Raw genomic sequence first — 19,395 nt, 5'->3', positions numbered from 1 at the left:
ATTACGAGAATACCTTTAAATATGCATTTCATACCTATTCTACAACTTTTTCACACCATATCCTTTTGAAATGCTTCTAACGCAATATGAACAGTCTCATCTGAAATAGATACGACATTCACTACCCCATATTCCTGCATAAGCACCATATGAATTGTTCCAGCATTTGCTTTTTTATCTTGTTTCATCAACTGAACGAGACGTTCTATATTCAAGTCACTTGGCATTTTTGGATAACCGTATTTCAAGAACCACTGCTTCATTTCTTCATAAGAAAGATCAACTTTGTACACTTTCTCACTTAAAAACATGGCAAATAGCATGCCAACCGCTACTCCATCACCGTGAGTAATATTCCCATATCCTAACTCTTTTTCAAGAGCATGTCCTAACGTATGCCCAAAATTCAAATGGGCACGTACACCTTTTTCTGTTTCGTCTTGCGACACAATATTCGCTTTCACAGGAATCGCCTTCGTTAATATATGAATTAACTTTTCATCACGAAGATCCGTTAACGTTTGCACTTCTTCTTTTAACCAATGATATAGCTCTACATCACCAATAAGAGCATGCTTTATCACTTCTGCATAACCTGATCGCCACTCTTTTTCAGGAAGTGAATGTAAAAATGGCGTATGATATACAACAGCTTCTGGCTGATGAAACGCTCCAATCATATTTTTTCCTAGTGGATGGTTAATTGCTACTTTCCCGCCTACTGCGCTATCGTGAGCTAATAAAGTCGTTGGAACTTGGACAAAGCGAATACCACGCATAAACGACGCGGCAACAAATCCAGCCAAATCTCCAATCATTCCGCCTCCAAGTGCGATGATTAAAGAATTTCTATCTAATTTATTTTCAAGAGCCGAAGTGTGAGCCTCATAGAAATTTTCAAAAGACTTCTCTTTTTCGCCACTCGGTACAACAAACGAAAATACTTTTTGCTCTACTTGCAATGCATCAACAACTGTCTGTAAATGCAGTGATGCAACAGCTTCATCAGAAATGATCATTATGTTAGATACTGCAGGATTCATTTTTTGAATAAGCGTTGTTAAGTGTGACAACGCCTCCCTTCCAACATGTACATCATATTCTTTTGATTTCGTTTGAATATGTATGTTCTCCATTAAAATCCCCTCGCATATTCATTATGTTTCTCAATATTTTCACGTATAAGATCGATACGATCTAATCCAAATTGTTCAATTAAAGCTGTTGCGAGCTCCCAAGCCACAACTGCTTCAGCCACAACGCTAGCTGCTGGCACTGCACAACTATCTGAACGTTCAATACTCGCTGTAAAAGGTTCTTTCGTATCAATATCAACACTTTGAAGCGGTTTATATAATGTCGGTATCGGTTTCATAACACCGCGCACAACAACCGGCATACCAGTTGTCATGCCACCTTCTAATCCACCTGCATTGTTCGTTTTTCTTCTGTACCCTTGCACTTCATCCCATAGGATTTCATCATGCACTTCACTTCCAGGTCTATGCGCTGCTTCAAAACCAATTCCAATTTCAACACCTTTAAAAGCGTTAATACTCATAATTGCCGCTGCTAATTTTGCATCTAATTTTCTATCATAATGTACATAGCTACCTACTCCAATTGGCATTCCTTCTACAACTACTTCAACAATACCACCGATAGAATCACCATTTGCCTTCGCATCATCAATTGCTTGCATCATCTTTTTACCGGCCTCTTCATCTAAACAACGTACAGGAGATGCTTCTGTAGTACTTTGTAATTCCACAATAGAGTTATATTTAATATTTGCTGCCTGTACACCACCAATCTCGATAACATGTCCCGCTACTTGTATACCTAATTCCGCTAATATTTTTTTTGCAACTGCACCAGCTGCAACACGAACTGTCGTTTCACGTGCTGAAGAACGCTCTAATACATTCCTCATATCTCTATGACCATATTTAATCGCACCATTTAAATCTGCGTGTCCAGGTCTAGGTTTCGTAACTTGCCTTTTCATTTCTTTCTCTTCCTGCTCAGTTAACGGCTCTGCACCCATAACCTTTGTCCAATGTGTAAAATCACGATTTTCAACAACAAGTGCAATCGGTGACCCCATCGTCTCCCCATGCCTAACACCACTTACAATTTGCACTTGGTCTTTCTCAATTTGCATGCGTCTACCGCGTCCATATCCTTTTTGTCTTCTAGCTAATTCTTCATTTATATCATTCGCTACTAAAGATAACCCTGCCGGAACACCTTCTAAAATTGTCGTAAGTTGCGGACCGTGGGATTCACCAGCTGTAATATATCGCATACGTTATTCCTCTTTTCGCATATGTATTTATCCCGCTACATAAAGCAGCTATATTATCTTCCATCACTCTTTAAAATACAAAGAAATTATATAGTAAATCGAATGTTTGCTTTCCCTACTTGTAATTGTTCGATTATTTTCATAATAGTAGACCTTTTACTTTACATACCAATATATCATAACAGCCCTAACTTCGTAACTGATCGAAATAAAAAAGTGCAAGAAGAATACCCCTATTCTTCTCACACTTTTTACTATTATCACAGTTATTAAAGCGTTTACAAATTATTTCAAAATAATTAGTAAATCCATTGATTCATTAATTTTGAGTAGTCTACTAATTCTTCTTCCTTAAAGAAAATAGCAATCTCGCGTTCTGCACTTTCTAAAGAATCCGAACCGTGGATAATGTTTTTCGCAACAGTTACACCGAAATCTCCACGAATTGTTCCAGGAGCAGCTTCATGTGGTCGTGTTTTACCCATCATATTGCGTGCTGTATCTACTACACCTTCACCTTGCCATACCATTGCGAATACAGGACCAGATGTAATAAAGTCTACTAATTCACCAAAGAAAGGTCTTTCTTTATGCTCACCGTAGTGTTGTTCAGCAATTTCCGGAGTAACTTGCATTAATTTTGCACCAACTAATTGAAAGCCCTTTTTCTCAAAACGAGCTACAATTTCCCCAATGAAGGCACGTTGTACACCGTCTGGTTTTACCATTAGAAATGTTTTTTCCATAAAAAATCTCTCCACTTCTTAATTATGTATGTAATTGTATATCCCCACACACATATTAACACCCTTATCACAATTGCGCAATAGTTTTGAAATAGAGAGATTATTTTATTTTTTAGACAAAACACTAAAATTTTCGTTTTCCAATATACTTTGCGACATTTTGCAACGCATACTTCGCCTGTCCACGAGGGAGTGGTTTTATTATTTCTAATGCTTTATGTAAATAACGTTCACTAAACGAAAATGCTTTATCAATAGCTTCGCTCGCTTTAATATCATCAATAATTTCTTTCATTTCACTTGCTGTTGTATTTTCATGCACAGATGTAATTTTTTGACGAAGAACTGGATCTTCCATGGCATACAAAACAGGTAATGTAATGTTACCTTGTAATAAATCACCACCAGCAGGCTTTCCAAGCTTCTCTTCTGTCGATACGAAATCTAAAATATCATCAATAATTTGATAAGACATACCAACAAAATATCCGTACCAAAATAGACGATTTACAGTATCACGATTAGCACCAGCAGCAATCGCTCCCAACTGACAACTTGCGGCGATTAACAATGCTGTTTTTCGTTTTATCCTTCTTAAATACGTTCTTAAATTTTGATCATAGTTATACTTATCTTTAATTTGTTCGATTTCACCTTTACAAACTTCTAAAATTGTATGAGACAACGCTTGATGTGCATCTGGAAGTTCTATATTTGTTATACATTCAAGAGACTTCGCAAACAAGTAGTCTCCTGTATACATTGCAATACGATCTCCCCATTTCGCATTCACTGTTGCGCTACCGCGTCGTAAAAACGCAGCATCAATGACATCATCGTGAACAAGCGAAGCCATATGAATTAGTTCTAATGCAACCGCAACATGCTTAATTGCATCTAACTTATAATCCCCAAATTTCCCTGCAAGCAAAACAAAAACAGGGCGAATCCGCTTCCCACCTGCTTCAATAAGCTGTAATGCCGCTTCTTCTACTAACGGCTGCTCAGAAGCAACTGTCTTCTTCAATTCTTTTTCTATAACATTAATATCCGATCGTAAAAAAGAGTACATAAGTTGTAACTTCATATTGTTCACCTTAACCTAAAACGTCTTTTTTCTATTTTCTATTTTGATTCTGGTTTAATACCTAAATGCATAGCTGCTACACCAAAAGTAAATGGTTTCACTTGCACATTCTTAAGCCCAGCTTCTTCAAACATACGTGCTAACTCTTTCATCCCTGGGAATGTACTAGCAGATTCCTGAAGCCATGAATATTCTTTATAACTTTTCGCAAACATCTTTCCAAATAACGGCATGATATATTTAAAGTATAAGACATATCCTTGACGAAAACCTATCATCGTTGGTTGAGATGTTTCTAGGCAAATTACTTTTCCACCAGGCTTTACTACACGCGTCATTTCTTTTAATACTTGCATGTAATCCGGAACGTTACGTAACCCAAAACCAATCGTTACATAATCAAACGTATTATCTTCATAAGGAAGTTCCATTGCATTTCCATGCATAAGTTCTACTTGCTTTAATTCTAAAGCTTCTACCTTTTGTTTACCGACAGCTAGCATATTTTCGCTAAAGTCTAAACCGTAAACCTTCCCATCTTCACCTACAGCTCCCGCTAGTGCAATTGTCCAATCTGCCGTCCCGCAGCATACATCAAGTGCCTTACTCCCGGGTTTCACATCCATAATTCGCATCGTTTCTTTGCGCCATGCCTTATGCCTTTGAAAACTAATTACAGAATTCATCACATCGTATTTATCAGAAATTTTCTCAAATACGTCATGTACTCTTTCTTCTTTTGATTGTTGCATGCTCGTACCTTCTTCCAATGTAAAGTTGCTTATGTCCTTGATTTATCTCTTAACATAGAAATTATCTCATTAACTTCTGTATGATTCTCTAAAAAATTTTCTTCTTGCTTTCTCATTTCCATAAGCCATTCATTAATAACTGTTTCCAAATTTTTATCATCATCCAATGAGATTTTTTGGACTGCTTGAAAAACAGGTGAATTTTGTTTATCAGCATACAATTGACACTCTTTTTGAAGACGATTTTTTCCTAACACATAAGTTATATATGGTTTCCAATTAGATAACTGAAAATGATCACATGTTTTTTGCAAAAGCGCAGATTCAATTATTACTACACTTTCCATTATGTCTTGAATCGTCACATGTGCTTTTTGATACAGCATAATTTTATGTTCATTAATCTCCTTAATTCCTTCAGCAAGTGCACGAATTAAGATAATATCACAATTCATTGACAATAAGTAATAGTATAGACCACTATAATAATCCCCTGCAAGAACTGTCAATTGACGACGCTTATGGAATCCACTCGTCTCTTCGTTTGCTTTATTTGATACTTTTTCATGTGTATCAAGAGCAATTTGTACAAGCATAATCGTTACGACATAATGATCAATTTGTTCTTTATGTATATTTGCACTTTTTAATGCACCGTATAACAGCGCTATTTTTTCTTCATCAATAAATGGTTCTTCAATATAGTTTATAAAATAAGGATGGCGTAATTTCTCCATCAATTTCTCTTTAATACCCGCATACCCTCCGTAGATGTCACACACAAAAAATCACCCTTGTTTTCTAATTCATAAAATTTATTATAACACATACATTCTATTTTCTATAATCAAAACTTGGCTACTTCTGCCAAACTGCCACCGAATAAAGCCTCAACTTTTATTCATACAAGTTATCTTCGTCTCTAACAACTACAAACATTCATTTACACAAAAGGCAGAAGTAATTTTCAACCTTTATATTCTTGCTCTTTAACATTAAAACTATATCATTTTTTTGTATATAAAAAAAAGAAAAGCAGTTTCCCGCTCTTCTTTAATTCGTCTTAATAAACGATAAAATTTCACTACGTGCTGCTGCATCATTTTCTAACACGCCGCGCACTGCAGTCGTTACTGTTTTCGCACCAGGCTTTTTCACACCACGCATCGTCATACACATATGCTCTGCTTCTACTACTACCATTACACCATGCGGCTCTAGTACTTCCATAATAGAGTTAGCTACTGTTGATGTAATACGTTCTTGTAGTTGCGGACGACGCGCAATTGTGTCTACAGTACGAGCTAATTTACTTAGTCCCGTTACTTTTCCACCTTGCGGAATATATGCAACGTGAGCAACTCCATAAAACGGAACAAGATGATGCTCACACATCGAATAGAATGGTATATCTTTTACTAGCACAAGCTCTTCGTGGTCTTCTCCGAATACTTTGTGTAAATGCTCTTTCGGATCCTCATGCATTCCTGAGAATACTTCTGCGTACATTTTCGCAACACGTTTCGGTGTATCAAGTACTCCCTCGCGATTTGGGTCATCTCCGATTGCCTCTAAAATAAGACGTACTGCATGTTCAATTTGTTCTAAATTAACTTTTGCCATCCGCTAGCCCTCCCGAAAAACCTAAAAGTGATACGAACACATTCTAGCATATTTATGTTTTTAAAAGCAAAAAGAAGAGTTTCCAAAAAGGAAACTCTTCTTCCCTGTTAATATGTAAGGATTATTTAACCGCATCTTTTAACGCTTTACCAGGTTTGAATGCAGGTACTTTACTTGCAGCGATTTCAATCTCCTCACCTGTTTGTGGGTTACGACCTTTACGAGCCGCACGCTCACGAACTTCGAAGTTACCGAATCCGATTAGTTGTACTTTATCACCTTGTTTTAAAGCTTCTAAGATAGAATCAAAAACAGCGTCCACTGCTTTTGTTGCGTCCTTTTTAGAAAGGGAACTTGCTTCTGCAACAGCATTGATTAAATCTGTCTTGTTCATGCCATTCACCTCCTCCCAAAGATAAGACTGTATAATGATCATAAAATGAGTCTTACTTTCATTTGTAGGCAATTTTTACAAATTCTATACTACAAAGATGTAGATAAATCATTATCAACGCCTATATTATACGATTCTCCTTTATAATTCAATATTTTTAAGGAAATTGTTACTCTAAAAATGTGAAATTCTGATGAAACTTGACAATTTACAACAAAATATTAGATAATGACTGTTTATTTTTCTATTACGTACTCAAAAAGAAAAAAATCCCTCTGCAATTAGAGGGATTTTTTTCTTATAATATAATCGCAATTAATCCGCCAGATCCTTCATTAATAATTCTTTCTAGCGTTTCTTTTAATTTATAACGAGCGTTTTCTGGCATTAGAGATAACTTCGCTTGAATTCCTTCTCTAACAATAGAGCTAAGAGAGCGCCCAAATATATCAGAATTCCAAATTGATAGCGGGTCATCTTCAAAATCTTGCATCAAGTAACGAACTAGTTCTTCACTTTGTTTTTCAGTACCGATAATTGGTTCAAATGTTGATTCTACATCCACTTTAATCATATGAATAGACGGCGCAACCGCTTTTAATTTAACACCGAACCTTGAGCCGTGACGAATAATTTCCGGTTCATCTAAGCTCATATCAGCTAATGCAGGCGCTGCTACTCCATATCCGGTTTGTTTTACCATCCGCAGGGCATCCGCCACTTGGTCATACTCTGTTTTCGCATGAGATAAATCGAGCATAAGCTTTAATAAATGATCTTTCCCTCGAATCTCTACTCCTACTACTTCTTTTAAAATTTGATCATACAATTCATCTGGCGCATATAAATCAATCTCTGCCACACCTTGCCCCATATCGATGCCAGCTAGACTTGCTCGATCAATAAATTCATATTGACTAAACTGCCAAACGACACGGTCCACATCACGAAGACGTTTTATATCCTTTACAGTCTCTTGAACCGCTTCCTGATAACTTTGGCGTAACCAATGCCCTTCATTTAGCACCATTACCCAGCTCGGAAGGTTTACATTCACTTCTAAAACCGGGAACTCGAATAATGCTTCTCGCAGTACGTTATACACATCTGTTTCTCTTAAACTCTCTACACTCATCGCAATTACTGGGATATCATATTCTTCTGATAAACTTTGACGTAACTGCTCCGTATCTGGATGGTATGGCTGTACAGTATTGATAATCATAATGAAAGGCTTTCCTACTTCTTTTAACTCATTTACAACGCGTTCTTCTGCCTCTATATAATCTCTTCTTGGAATTTCACCAATTGTTCCATCTGTTGTAATAACGACACCAATTGTTGAATGCTCTTGAATTACTTTACGTGTTCCGATTTCTGCAGCTTCATGGAATGGAATAGGCTCTTCATACCAAGGAGTATTAATCATGCGCGGACCATTCTCATCTTCATAGCCTTTTGCTCCTGGAACCGTATATCCAACACAATCTACTAATCGAATATTCACTTCAAGACCTTCATCTACTTCGATAGAAACCGCTTGGTTTGGAACAAACTTCGGTTCCGTCGTCATTATTGTACGACCAGCAGCACTTTGAGGCAGTTCATCCTGCGCTCTTTGACGGTCTGACTCATTTTCAATATTGGGAATAACAACAAGTTCCATAAATTTTTTAATAAATGTTGATTTCCCTGTTCGAACAGCTCCTACAACTCCAAAATAAATATCACCGCCTGTGCGTTCCGCAATATCTTTAAAAATATCTACCTTTTCCAAGTGATTCCCTCCCTCAATATTTTTGGGAATAATTCCACGTTTATAGTCAACTAATACCTTCTCTAATGTTGCCTATAATATCTGATATAATATAATGGTATTCTAGAAGTTCGGACAATATATCATATAATTTTGTCCAATTTCATATGACTATTTAAAAATACCTTTTGTTTGCATCGCAAGTTGTATAACATAAAAAACCTTTCTTCTAGAACTTATTCACTAAAAGAAAGGTTCATGACTTATGATTTTAAAAAAATTGGTTCTCCATTTTTTACTGTGTACGGCAAAGAATATGCAGGAACAAACGGGGAATCCTTCGATAGTATACTCCGGATATCTTCACCTTCTTTAAATTGTCCTTCATTTTTTTTCAACGCTTCATATAAGTCGATTCTATAATCAACAAACAATTCTCCTTTTTCATTAATTACAAGAGGGAGACCTTTTCCTGAGTACGGACTTGTCACTTGTGGTACATCTTTATATCCTAGTTTTTTGAAGTCTAATTCATAAACACCATCTGTAATCACTTTTTTAAAAGGTGGATATTGATGTTCATCACGATACATCCTTAGCTTCAATGCCACTTCTTGAATTTGTTCCGCCATTCTCACATCAATTAACTTTACTGTCGGATTTTTTTCAACATCTATTAATACATATTGATATACCCCACCACTTTCATACGCATTCCCTGGCGCCTCTTGTATGTACCTTGGAGCAATTTTTTGAAAATCAATTGGATACTTCTGATAAATCGGCGTACTCATATCACGCGTCTTAATTGGTAATAAACCATCCGTTTGCTCCTTATATGTATTAATGGCTTTTTGCACAACTTGCAACTGGTCTTCATAAGGAATAGCACTTTGTTTCATATTTTCTCTTGGATACATACACCCTGTTAAAATGCTCATGCAACAAAATATTAAAATAATATGGATTTTTTTCACTGACAATCACCTTTTCATGCTAGTATGGACTGTTGCTTTTGTAACATTTACCGACTACACATCCTTTATTGCTCAATAGGGCCACTAAATACAACAAGGAAAATAACAATTCCCGATACAATCATGAGGGTGTACGCTACTAAAGCTGTAATCCCTTTCAAAAATTTATTCTTCATTTTATGCCTACTCAATAAAATAAAACTTACTGCAAGAAACATAAATCCAATTGCCCCTAAAGCAAACCACATTTTCATAAGTCCTTCCGACATATATACACCCCTTTACTTTCAATCTATTTTTATACTATTTTAACAAATTAAAATCTTTAAACAAATAAAAATCATCATTTTTCCGTGAATTGATGATTTTTATTTAAAATAATAAAACCGAAGCACGAAATGATGCGCTTCGGTTGACCAAATATGCCCTTAACAGCTCTATTCCCATTCTTTCATAACTATCATATGCATTCTCTAAACTCTTTGTTTCTCATAATTTATTTTTTAAACATTTTACTTAACGAACCAAAATCCGCCGGCATATTATTGTTAATAATCGCTTTTACAATTTGATCCTCTTGCTCTTTCGGCACTTCGCGTCCTGCCATTAGAGCAACTTGATGAATCAATTGGCGAAGCACTGTCTCATCACGTAAGTTCGCATTTTGAACAGACGACGCTAATTTAAAAATATCTTCTTTGTTCACTTTCGCTTCTTTTTCAATGTTATTAAAAATGTTGTTATCCATTCTTTTCACCCTCTCCTCAAGTTACTCTTCATCCTATGCAGAGATGAAAAATTGGTGAAAAGACCCATAAAAAATAAAAAACGGTAGAAGTACGAAATGTACTTCTACCGCTTTCTTTATAACAAATCAGGTATCGCTTCAACTTCATGTTTTCGAACACGTCCCATCAATGAGCCTACTGCATCTTTCACATTATTCCCATTGAACAGCACGTCATATAAAGCAGCTGTAATCGGCATTTCAACTTCCATTTTCTCTGCCAATTCATGAGCAGCTTTCGTTGTTCTTACACCTTCTACAACCATACCCATACTTTCTAGCACTTCTTCTAAAGAGTGCCCTTTTCCAAGCATATTTCCAGCGCGCCAATTTCGGCTATGCACACTTGTACAAGTTACAATTAAGTCTCCCATACCAGTTAGACCAGCAAACGTTAACGGATTTCCGCCCATTTTTCTTCCTAAACGAGCAATCTCTGTTAAACCACGTGTCATTAATGCCGCTTTCGCATTATCACCTAATCCAAGCCCGTCAGATATCCCCGCAGCTAGTGCAATAATATTTTTTAAAGCACCACCAAGTTCAACTCCAACGATATCTGGGTTTGTATATACACGGAAATAGCTATTCATAAACAAATCTTGTACTCCCTCAGCCGCTTCCATACGCTTTGCTGCAGACGTAACAGTTGTCGCTTGACGCAATCCAACTTCTTCAGCGTGACTCGGCCCAGATAGTACAACAACATCCTTAATCAAGCTCTCTGGAATTTCTTCCTCAATCACTTCCGAAATACGTTTTGACGTACCTGGTTCGATTCCTTTACTTGCATGAATCCAAGTAATTGGCTCTGTAACAATTTCTTTCATCTCTTGCAATACGTCTCGGTACGCTTTCGTCGGTACTACTAGCAGTACTGTATTTACATCTACTAATGCTTCTTCTAAAGAAGAGTAGGCTACGATTGTGCTTGGCAATGTAATCCCTGGAAGATATCTACTGTTCTCACGCTTCGTATTAATTTCATTCATGAGTTCAGGACGGTTTCCCCAAATACGTACATCATGCCCATTGTCAGCTAATACCATCGCTAACGCTGTTCCCCAGCTACCTGCTCCTATTACTGTGATTTTTGTCATAAAATCACATCCTCTCCATTAGTCTCTTGCTCTAGCGATAATGTGAATCGGCGTTCCTACAAAACCGAACGCTTCACGTAAACGGTTCTTTAAGAAGCGCTCATATGAAAAGTGCATTAATTCTGTATCGTTTACAAATATAACAAATGTTGGTGGTTTTACCGCAACCTGTGTCGCATAGAAGATTTTCAGACGGCTACCATTATGTGTCGGCGTTGGATTCATCGCTACCGCATCCATAATTACATCATTTAATACATTCGTTTGTACACGGATGCTATGGCTTTCATTTACCTCATTGATAACCGGTAATAACGTTTGTGTACGCTTTTTCGTTTTCGCAGATAAGAATACAATCGGTGCATACTCTAAAAATTGGAAATGAGCACGGATGTTTTCTTCAAATGCTTTCATTGTTTTTTCATCTTTTTTCACTGCATCCCATTTGTTTACAACGATAATAACAGCTCGTCCTGAATCATGAGCATATCCAGCGATTTTTTTATCTTGCTCAATAATTCCTTCTTCTCCGTCTAAAACGACTAAAACAACGTCAGAACGTTCAATCGCTCTAAGTGCACGAAGTACACTATACTTTTCTGTACTTTCGTATACTTTCCCTTTTTTACGCATACCAGCTGTATCGATGATTACATAATCTTGATCATCTTTACTATATGGTGTATCAACAGCATCACGTGTCGTTCCCGCTATATTACTTACAATTACACGTTCTTGACCAAGAAGTGCATTTACAAGTGATGATTTCCCTACGTTTGGACGTCCAATTAAAGAGAAACGGATTGTTTCATCGTCATACGCTTCTTCTTCAATCTTTGGAAAATGATTTGCAGCTTCATCTAACAAATCACCAAGTCCTAAACCGTGTGTACCTGAAATCGGGAATGGCTCGCCAAATCCTAATGCATAAAAATCATAAATATCACTACGCATGTCGGGATTATCAACCTTATTTACCGCAAGTACAATTGGTTTTTTAGAACGGTATAAAATTTTAGCAACTTCTTCATCTGCTGCAGTTACACCATCGCGACCATTCGTCATAAAAATGATAACATCTGCTTCATCAATCGCTACTTCCGCCTGTTGACGAATTTGTGTCAAGAACGGCTCGTCTCCAATATCAATTCCACCTGTATCAATAATGTTAAACTCATGATTTAACCATTCTCCCGCACTATAAATACGGTCTCGCGTTATACCTGGTATATCTTCTACGATTGAAACTCTTTCTCCAACAATTCTATTGAAAATAGTAGATTTCCCTACGTTCGGGCGGCCTACTATCGCTATTACTGGTTTCGGCATATACTTTCATCCTTTCAACTTGCTTCTGTTTATTATGTAAAAAACCCTTCTTTGTGCAAGAAGGGATTTGCATTCCAGAATATTTCTCAACGTATCAAAACACCTCACATTATACCACACGTTACTAATGTTTCACAATAATATATACATTATCTTGTAAGCGATGTGCAATACCATCTAAAATAGCCTCTAAATTATTTGCAACAAATTCCAGTTCCTCTGTCGACTCGCAAATAAATAAAGGGGCACCACCTGCAAATTTCTCTGGCGTTGTTGTAATGACTGCGAGAATAACACTTTCTAACATCATCTCTTATCTCCCCTTCCTTTCGGAGCTTCTGATGACATATGAACAGCACTCTCTAATGTTGGTACATTTCCGATTACCCCTATCGCTTTTTCTGCATCTTGATCTTGCGGCAGAACAAAAATCCCAACTCTCCCATCCTCTAAATCACGCTTCGCTAACGGTACAAGTGCCGGCGTTCCAGAATCTCTATATATTCCTAAAGCAACCGAAACATCATGTAAAATAGCTTGCCGTTGTCCTAAGTTTGAGATTGTAACCATCGCATCTATCGATTTCGGTTTTAAAATAAATCCCATTCCATATTTCATAATTTCTTCTTGCCTTGCTGGCAATCCAATATTCATAATGTAAATATTATCAATATAAAGTCCCGCTCCTTCAAAACGAAGTGGAACGTGCTCTATTTCTACAAGGTCATGAAGTCTTTTACCTGACATTAATTTTTTCGCAACGAAAAAACTTACTATACTAGTAATTACCCCGGCAATCCATGAATCGAATCCTATATACGCAAACGTTGTTACAAACGACGTTAACATCGCCAAGTAGTTACGACTTTCAAATACTAATGCAATTCCTTCAATGTATGTATTACCACGTGGTACGAGCTCATATCCATCTAATTGTTGAAGTGTATTTCTTTCCATATTGCGCACATCACGAAATTGCGTCGCTGCTAACGTAAGAAATGTAATTGCAGAGAAATCTTTTTTCAAAACAGACGGAATCGCAATTGCTCCTAAGGCAGCCGCAATTAATCCCATCGCGATATGAATAATTTTCCCGTGAAGCCTCGTCGGATATTGCCTCGTATCGGTACGAAGCATTAACAACCTAGTTATTGTACCTGCAATTACGCCACATAAAATAGCTGGTGTATATTCAGTCATGTATTACCCTCGCCTTTCTTTTACGTGTTTTCCTCTTAAATTGTTCCATATATACCGATGCCTTTGTAATCCAAAGTAAAATCGCCATAAATAAAGTGGAAACAGCAGCAACATCTAAAAAAGCTAAACTGCCGTATTCATAAGGAAAATGTAATTTACGAAAAATCAGCGTCACCAATAATTCTCCTTGTAACATCCCTATATATAAGGAGCATAATCGTAATATGCGATCCCCGTGCAATAAAACCGATGCATACACAAGTGCACCACTTAACAGCAACAACCTATCAACCACAATCCAAATTGGATCATATACTTCTAACAAATGAAAGCTTGTATATAACATTGCAATAATAAGTGCCGAAAGTAAGGTATATAATTTTTTCCAAATAGAATATAACGCGATACCTACAAAAGAAATAATACAAAGCAAAAGGGCATTTACCGATATTGCGAAAGAAGCAATCGTCACATTTAACGGAGAACAAATAATAAGAATTAATATACAAGCACTTATCTTCCAACGAATAGATTCCTTTTTCATAAAAAAGGTCACGACAATCCACCCTATCCAAGCAACAAAATAAAAAGTACTCCCATCCATCATTTCACCTCCTATGATTTCCATTATGGGAACTTTTTATGAAAGTTAATCCTCCTTTTCTTTGTGCATAGTTTTTCTCATAACAGCAAAACTTTTAATAAGGAGGTGTAACTCACAATGGGTAAAGATCGCCAAGAACGAAAGCTAAGAGAATCACGCCGCGTTGAATCTGATCGCGACCAATCACTTCAATATCCCGGTGCAACAAGTCTTGATACACCGGAGCAAGCTCGAAAGCAGAATCAGCATTAAATAAAGTGAAACTTCAGTGGGGGATTATTAGCCCACACCAATCAAGCTGCCCTCAAATAGGCAATACAAAAAGACGGTTTCGATATTGTACGAAACCGTCTTTTTACACAATTATTTTATTTATTTCTACTCGTAATATAATTTTTTTGTTTTCGCATTATAAACCCTATCACTCAACGAGGCATCAATCGTAACTACACCTGTTGGTTTTTTAGAATATGTAATAACATAATACGTATGTAGAGAAGGATCTTTACTCTTTACCTCTACACGTACATAATCCGTCTCTCCTATCTCATTTAACTTTCGCTCAACCTCTTTTTCCGCACCTACAATATCTTCTTTTTCTCCTTTAATTTCCCTACTCACAATGGTATTTCCTTGGTCAGAAAGCAATACTACTTCAGCATTACTTAAACTCACTTCATTTGGTATATTAAAATAATAAATTACATGCGAATCTTCCGATGGATTTTTGTCTTCTCCTAATTCCCTTGGCAAAATTAGTGCTTCTATTCCACTTCCTGCATTCACCGTTGGATTCCTATACAATTTATTCCCGACTGCGATTGCAATATTCGCCGTTTTAATTGCTGATTGCGCTGTTGTTGAACTAGAATCTCCTTCTCTTACATTTGAAGTTAATGAAATTTCAACCTTTTTATTATATCCAGAAACCGCTGTATCTTCTCTTATATTTCGTACATGGATGTTAAAATATTCACTATTATATGTAATGCGTCCTATTGAATTTTTACTATTTGAAGATACATTATCTCCTTTTTTATTAACATCCTCATCCCCAAAATTATCGTAAATTTTCCCTTGTTTCTTTTGACTCTTAAATAGCAATCTCTTATCTTGTTTTATCGCTAACCAGCTATATAGAGAGGAATACTTTCTTACTTTTGCCATGTTTCTCTCCACAAACATGGCAAAAGTGAGAATCCTCCAATAATTCAGCAACATATTTTCTACATTTCTTCATTTTTATAACCCCTTTTTTTCAATTTTAGCTTTTCTGTATGATATTTATATATACTTTTATCATAATGAAAACTCTCTCTTTTTCCATTTATAGAATTATATAGAATGAAAATTTCTCGCCTTCCCTCTTCATTTTACGAAAATAAAACGCAAAAAAATCAACCGGATGGTTGATTTTTTATCGCCTACTATAATGTCCAGTGTCAATCCCTCGCTGCGCTAACCAATGATACGTTTCACCTTTTACAACAAGAGGTACAGATTGTAACTCTTCTATCGTCTTCACGCCAAGAGCTGTCATAATAAATTTTAAATCTGTATGTAAAAGATCAATTTCATCCACTAAATTCTCAACACCATCTTGCATTAAAATACATAAAAAGTATCCAGCAAACGCAGTTGTATTAGCCCCTAATGCGATTGCCTTCGCCACGTCAAGTGCTGTTTGTATACCCCCAGATGCAATAAAAGAGAGGTTATTATTTGTAGAGGTTGCTTCAATAATCGAGGTAGCTGTTTGTATGCCCCAGTTATTAAAATAAGAAAGCATTCGCTGTCTTCTTTCATTTTCAACAGCAGCAAAATTCGTACCACCTTGTCCGCCAATATCAATTGCTGTTATACCTATATTCGCTAACTGTTGTACTGTTTCCTTACTCATTCCAAAACCGACTTCTTTTACGATGACAGGTACTTTACTTTTTGAAACTATTTTCTCAATCCGCTGAAGTACACCAGTAAAATCACGGTCTCCTTCTGGCATCGTTAACTCCTGTATGACATTTAAATGAATTTGCAGTGCATTCGCCTCAATCATATCAACGGCACGCTCTGCCTGTTCGACAGTTGCCTCACTTCCTAAGTTTGCGAAAAAAATCCCATTCGGATTTACTTTCCTAACAACTTTATACGAAGCCGCTTCACTTTCATCTTTTAAAGCTGCCATTTGCGAACCTACAGCCATAGCAAGGTTATGATGTTTCGCTACATATGCTAATTGCTCATTAATATGTAATGTTTGCTCTCCTCCACCACCAGTCATCGCATTGATAAAAATCGGCGAACTTAGTGAAAGTTCGCCGATTTTTGTTTCACATGTTATAGTGTCATAACTTGAATTTGGCAAGCTTTGATGCACAAAATCAATATCATGAAAGCCATGCGTACGAGACTGACCAGTAGAAAGAGCATATTCAATATGATCTAATTTACGTTTTGCCCTTACCACTTGTACCCCTCTTTATTTCTTTAATTTTTTCAGTTGTTCACCAATAATATCACTTAACTGGAAAGTAGCCGAATCAGCATTTGGCTCATATTGGCTATAATCTTCTGTTACATTATTTTCTTCAAGCGTTTCTTTTATGCTTAAAGAAATACGTTTTTCTGCTACATGGACTTCAAGTACTTTCACTTTTACTTCTTGTCCCATTTCCAATACTTCATTTGGATTTTTCACGTGACGATTTGCAATTTGAGATACATGTACAAGCCCTTCAACACCAGGTAAAATTTCAACAAACGCACCGAATGTAACAAGGCGTTTTACTACTCCCTCACGAATATCTCCAGCTTTTATTTCGCCAGCAACATTTTCCCAAGGTCCTGGCTGAGCTGCTTTAATTGATAAAGAAATACGTTGCGTATCAGCATCAACAGATAACACTTTTACCTTTACCTTTTGACCTTGCTCTAATACCTCAGAAGGTTGCTCTACACGTTCGTGTGAAATTTGTGAAATGTGAACTAAACCGTCCACACCACCAACGTTAACGAAAGCACCAAAATCCGTTAATCGTTGTACTGTTCCTTCAACAATATCCCCTTCTTTTAACGAAGAGATTGCTTCTTTTTTCTTAGAATCCAGTTCTAGTTCTACTACCGCTTTATGTGAAAGAATAACACGATTTTTTTCACGGTCTAATTCAACAATTTTCACCGCTAATGTTTTTCCTTTATAGTCAGCAAAGTCTTCTACATAATGTACTTCTACAAGTGAAGCTGGGATAAAACCACGAACACCAAGGTCCACAACTAACCCACCATTCACGATATCTTTTACAGTAACATCAAATACATGACCAGAATTAAATTTTCCTTGTAATTCTACCCACGCTTTTTCTGCGTCAACAGCTCTCTTAGATAAAACAAGATCATCATCTTCTAATTTAATAATTTTCAATTCAAGTGTTTGATCTAATTCTACAACATCGCTTGCTTTTTCAATATGAACGTTAGCTAATTCACTAATCGGAATTACGCCATCTGTTTTGTATCCAACATTTACAAGAACTTGTTTCTCTTCAACTTTCGTTACAGAACCTGTAACAACGTCACCAACTTGTAATTCTTTTGAATTCATAACTTCTTCATTCATTTTCTCTACCATGGAAATACCTCCCTACAGAATTGACAAAGCATTTTTATGTATATACGAAATGAAAACAAATGTTTTCATTTGCATGTTTAAGAATTTATCATCACATATTCTGTTTCAATACAGTTCACAAGAAACTATATTAAATCTATATAAATAGTATACAGCAAAATCATCTTGAAGAAAGTATGATTTGAAATATAATAGCGAATATATTCTGACAGTTTTTTCCCTCTGTAACTAACTTCTTACAAATTAGCCCATTTGTCAAGAAAAGAGACTTATAATTCACTTATCCTTTACATTTCAAAAAAAAAAAAAGAAAGAGGATAGTCCTCTTTCTTTATTTCGCAAATACTCCTGAAACAATACCCATAATTTTTTGGACAACTTCTTCAATTGATAAAGAAGTTGTATCTAATTCCAATGCATCATCAGCTTTTTTCAAAGGAGAAACTTCGCGTTCTGAATCTAATTTATCACGCCTAGCAATTTCTTCTCTTAACTGCTCTAAATTAGAATCGAAACCTTTATTCATATTTTCTAAATGTCTTCTTTCCGCTCTTTCTTCTACAGAAGCAAGCATAAAGATTTTCACTTCAGCATCTGGTAGTACATGTGTACCAATATCACGGCCATCCATTACTACGCCGCCTTTTTTAGCTAATCCTTGTTGACGACGTACCATTTCTTCACGAACAAGACGATGCTTTGCTACAATAGATACACGATTCGTCACATCTGGCGTACGAATCACTTCAGAAACATCTTGTCCATTTAAAAATACAAGTTGTGTATTTTCCCCTTGCTGAAATTTAATATTTACATTTTTTACAACTTCCATTAACTTTTCTTCATTTTCAATATCCACTTTTTGTTCAAGGGCTGCATATGTAATAGTACGGTACATTGCGCCTGTATCAATGTAAACATATGAAAGTTTTTTTGCAACAACTTTTGCCACTGTACTTTTCCCAGCAGCCGCTGGACCATCTATAGCAATCGAAATTCGTTTATCCATTGTAACACCTCATTTTCCACTTATAAAACAAAACGAAAAGCAGGTATTTTCCCCCTGCTTCTTCTCATTTGCCCCACATCATTAAATCCTCAATA

The 19,395-nt window shown here is 36.3% G+C and carries 22 protein-coding genes; 1 reads left to right on the top strand and 21 read right to left on the bottom strand.

The genetic code is table 11. From position 1 onward, the window contains the following. Positions 1-50: 50 nt before the first annotated feature. From aroB to JFU23_RS23295, 17 genes are all read right to left on the bottom strand, one after another. Positions 51-1,136 (bottom strand): 3-dehydroquinate synthase, encoded by a 1,086-nt coding sequence (gene aroB / locus JFU23_RS23375; RefSeq protein WP_201032801.1) that lies wholly within the window; start codon positions 1,134-1,136, stop codon positions 51-53. After that, positions 1,136-2,308 (bottom strand): chorismate synthase, encoded by a 1,173-nt coding sequence (gene aroC, locus JFU23_RS23370; protein ID WP_085310089.1) that lies wholly within the window; start codon positions 2,306-2,308, stop codon positions 1,136-1,138. The genes aroB and aroC overlap by 1 nt, the downstream gene beginning before the upstream one ends. A 299-nt stretch (positions 2,309-2,607) precedes the next feature. Further along, on the bottom strand, positions 2,608-3,054 hold the full coding sequence (gene ndk, locus JFU23_RS23365) for a nucleoside-diphosphate kinase (protein ID WP_000415879.1): 447 nt from the start codon (positions 3,052-3,054) through the stop codon (positions 2,608-2,610). Between the two features lie 124 nt (positions 3,055-3,178). Beyond that, a complete protein-coding gene (hepT, locus tag JFU23_RS23360; RefSeq protein WP_085310087.1) occupies positions 3,179-4,141 on the bottom strand; it encodes a heptaprenyl diphosphate synthase component II in 963 nt (320 codons plus the stop codon). 38 nt (positions 4,142-4,179) lie between these two features. Then, positions 4,180-4,893: a 2-heptaprenyl-1,4-naphthoquinone methyltransferase gene (gene menG, locus JFU23_RS23355; protein WP_002086620.1), complete on the bottom strand. Its 714-nt coding sequence runs from the start codon at positions 4,891-4,893 to the stop codon at positions 4,180-4,182. Between the two features lie 29 nt (positions 4,894-4,922). Continuing rightward, positions 4,923-5,675 (bottom strand): heptaprenyl diphosphate synthase component 1, encoded by a 753-nt coding sequence (locus JFU23_RS23350; protein WP_002030763.1) that lies wholly within the window; start codon positions 5,673-5,675, stop codon positions 4,923-4,925. Positions 5,676-5,946: 271 nt separating this feature from the next. After that, positions 5,947-6,516 (bottom strand): GTP cyclohydrolase I FolE, encoded by a 570-nt coding sequence (gene folE, locus JFU23_RS23345; RefSeq protein WP_002011819.1) that lies wholly within the window; start codon positions 6,514-6,516, stop codon positions 5,947-5,949. A 121-nt stretch (positions 6,517-6,637) separates the two neighbouring features. After that, positions 6,638-6,910, bottom strand: coding sequence for an HU family DNA-binding protein (locus JFU23_RS23340; protein WP_001043860.1), 273 nt, complete (start codon positions 6,908-6,910; stop codon positions 6,638-6,640). Between the two features lie 298 nt (positions 6,911-7,208). Beyond that, the gene (gene spoIVA, locus JFU23_RS23335) at positions 7,209-8,687 is read right to left on the bottom strand and encodes a stage IV sporulation protein A (protein ID WP_000416521.1); all 1,479 of its coding nucleotides are present in this window, start codon (positions 8,685-8,687) and stop codon (positions 7,209-7,211) included. Positions 8,688-8,929: 242 nt separating this feature from the next. After that, a complete protein-coding gene (locus JFU23_RS23330; protein ID WP_002126422.1) occupies positions 8,930-9,643 on the bottom strand; it encodes a hypothetical protein in 714 nt (237 codons plus the stop codon). A gap of 65 nt (positions 9,644-9,708) precedes the next feature. Beyond that, positions 9,709-9,912, bottom strand: a complete 204-nt coding sequence (locus JFU23_RS23325; RefSeq protein ID WP_002011815.1) for a DUF2768 domain-containing protein — start codon at positions 9,910-9,912, stop codon at positions 9,709-9,711. A 227-nt stretch (positions 9,913-10,139) separates the two neighbouring features. Then, complete coding sequence (locus JFU23_RS23320; protein WP_000369753.1) at positions 10,140-10,391, bottom strand: stage VI sporulation protein F; 252 nt, start codon at positions 10,389-10,391, stop codon at positions 10,140-10,142. A 116-nt stretch (positions 10,392-10,507) separates the two neighbouring features. Then, positions 10,508-11,530, bottom strand: coding sequence for an NAD(P)H-dependent glycerol-3-phosphate dehydrogenase (locus JFU23_RS23315; protein WP_002011813.1), 1,023 nt, complete (start codon positions 11,528-11,530; stop codon positions 10,508-10,510). An 18-nt stretch (positions 11,531-11,548) separates the two neighbouring features. Then, positions 11,549-12,859, bottom strand: coding sequence for a ribosome biogenesis GTPase Der (der, locus tag JFU23_RS23310; protein WP_002011811.1), 1,311 nt, complete (start codon positions 12,857-12,859; stop codon positions 11,549-11,551). 124 nt (positions 12,860-12,983) lie between these two features. After that, the gene (locus tag JFU23_RS23305) at positions 12,984-13,169 is read right to left on the bottom strand and encodes a capping complex subunit for YIEGIA (RefSeq protein WP_002086624.1); all 186 of its coding nucleotides are present in this window, start codon (positions 13,167-13,169) and stop codon (positions 12,984-12,986) included. Further along, positions 13,166-14,059, bottom strand: coding sequence for a YIEGIA family protein (locus tag JFU23_RS23300; protein WP_201032800.1), 894 nt, complete (start codon positions 14,057-14,059; stop codon positions 13,166-13,168). Before JFU23_RS23300 ends, JFU23_RS23305 begins: the two co-directional genes overlap by 4 nt. Next, positions 14,052-14,663, bottom strand: coding sequence for a YphA family membrane protein (locus JFU23_RS23295; RefSeq protein WP_201032799.1), 612 nt, complete (start codon positions 14,661-14,663; stop codon positions 14,052-14,054). The genes JFU23_RS23300 and JFU23_RS23295 overlap by 8 nt, the downstream gene beginning before the upstream one ends. A 117-nt stretch (positions 14,664-14,780) precedes the next feature. Between JFU23_RS23295 and JFU23_RS23290 the strand changes: the two genes are divergently transcribed. Then, positions 14,781-14,915: a YpzI family protein gene (locus JFU23_RS23290; RefSeq protein ID WP_000513901.1), complete on the top strand. Its 135-nt coding sequence runs from the start codon at positions 14,781-14,783 to the stop codon at positions 14,913-14,915. A gap of 126 nt (positions 14,916-15,041) precedes the next feature. On the opposite strand, the gene JFU23_RS23285 is transcribed toward JFU23_RS23290, so the two are convergent. From JFU23_RS23285 to cmk, 4 genes are all read right to left on the bottom strand, one after another. Beyond that, a complete protein-coding gene (locus JFU23_RS23285) occupies positions 15,042-15,830 on the bottom strand; it encodes a hypothetical protein (RefSeq protein ID WP_201032798.1) in 789 nt (262 codons plus the stop codon). A gap of 250 nt (positions 15,831-16,080) precedes the next feature. Continuing rightward, a complete protein-coding gene (gene fni / locus JFU23_RS23280) occupies positions 16,081-17,130 on the bottom strand; it encodes a type 2 isopentenyl-diphosphate Delta-isomerase (protein WP_201032797.1) in 1,050 nt (349 codons plus the stop codon). Between the two features lie 12 nt (positions 17,131-17,142). After that, on the bottom strand, positions 17,143-18,291 hold the full coding sequence (gene rpsA / locus JFU23_RS23275) for a 30S ribosomal protein S1 (protein WP_201032796.1): 1,149 nt from the start codon (positions 18,289-18,291) through the stop codon (positions 17,143-17,145). A gap of 331 nt (positions 18,292-18,622) precedes the next feature. Continuing rightward, entirely contained in the window at positions 18,623-19,300 is a 678-nt protein-coding gene (gene cmk, locus JFU23_RS23270) for a (d)CMP kinase (protein WP_201032795.1), read from the bottom strand. Positions 19,301-19,395: the final 95 nt, after the last annotated feature.

This window comes from Bacillus sp. TH50 (assembly GCF_016650565.1).
Lineage (GTDB): Bacteria > Bacillota > Bacilli > Bacillales > Bacillaceae_G > Bacillus_A > Bacillus_A mycoides.
The sequence above is the reverse complement of the archived record's forward strand: the minus strand, read 5'-3'. Positions and strand labels throughout refer to the sequence as shown.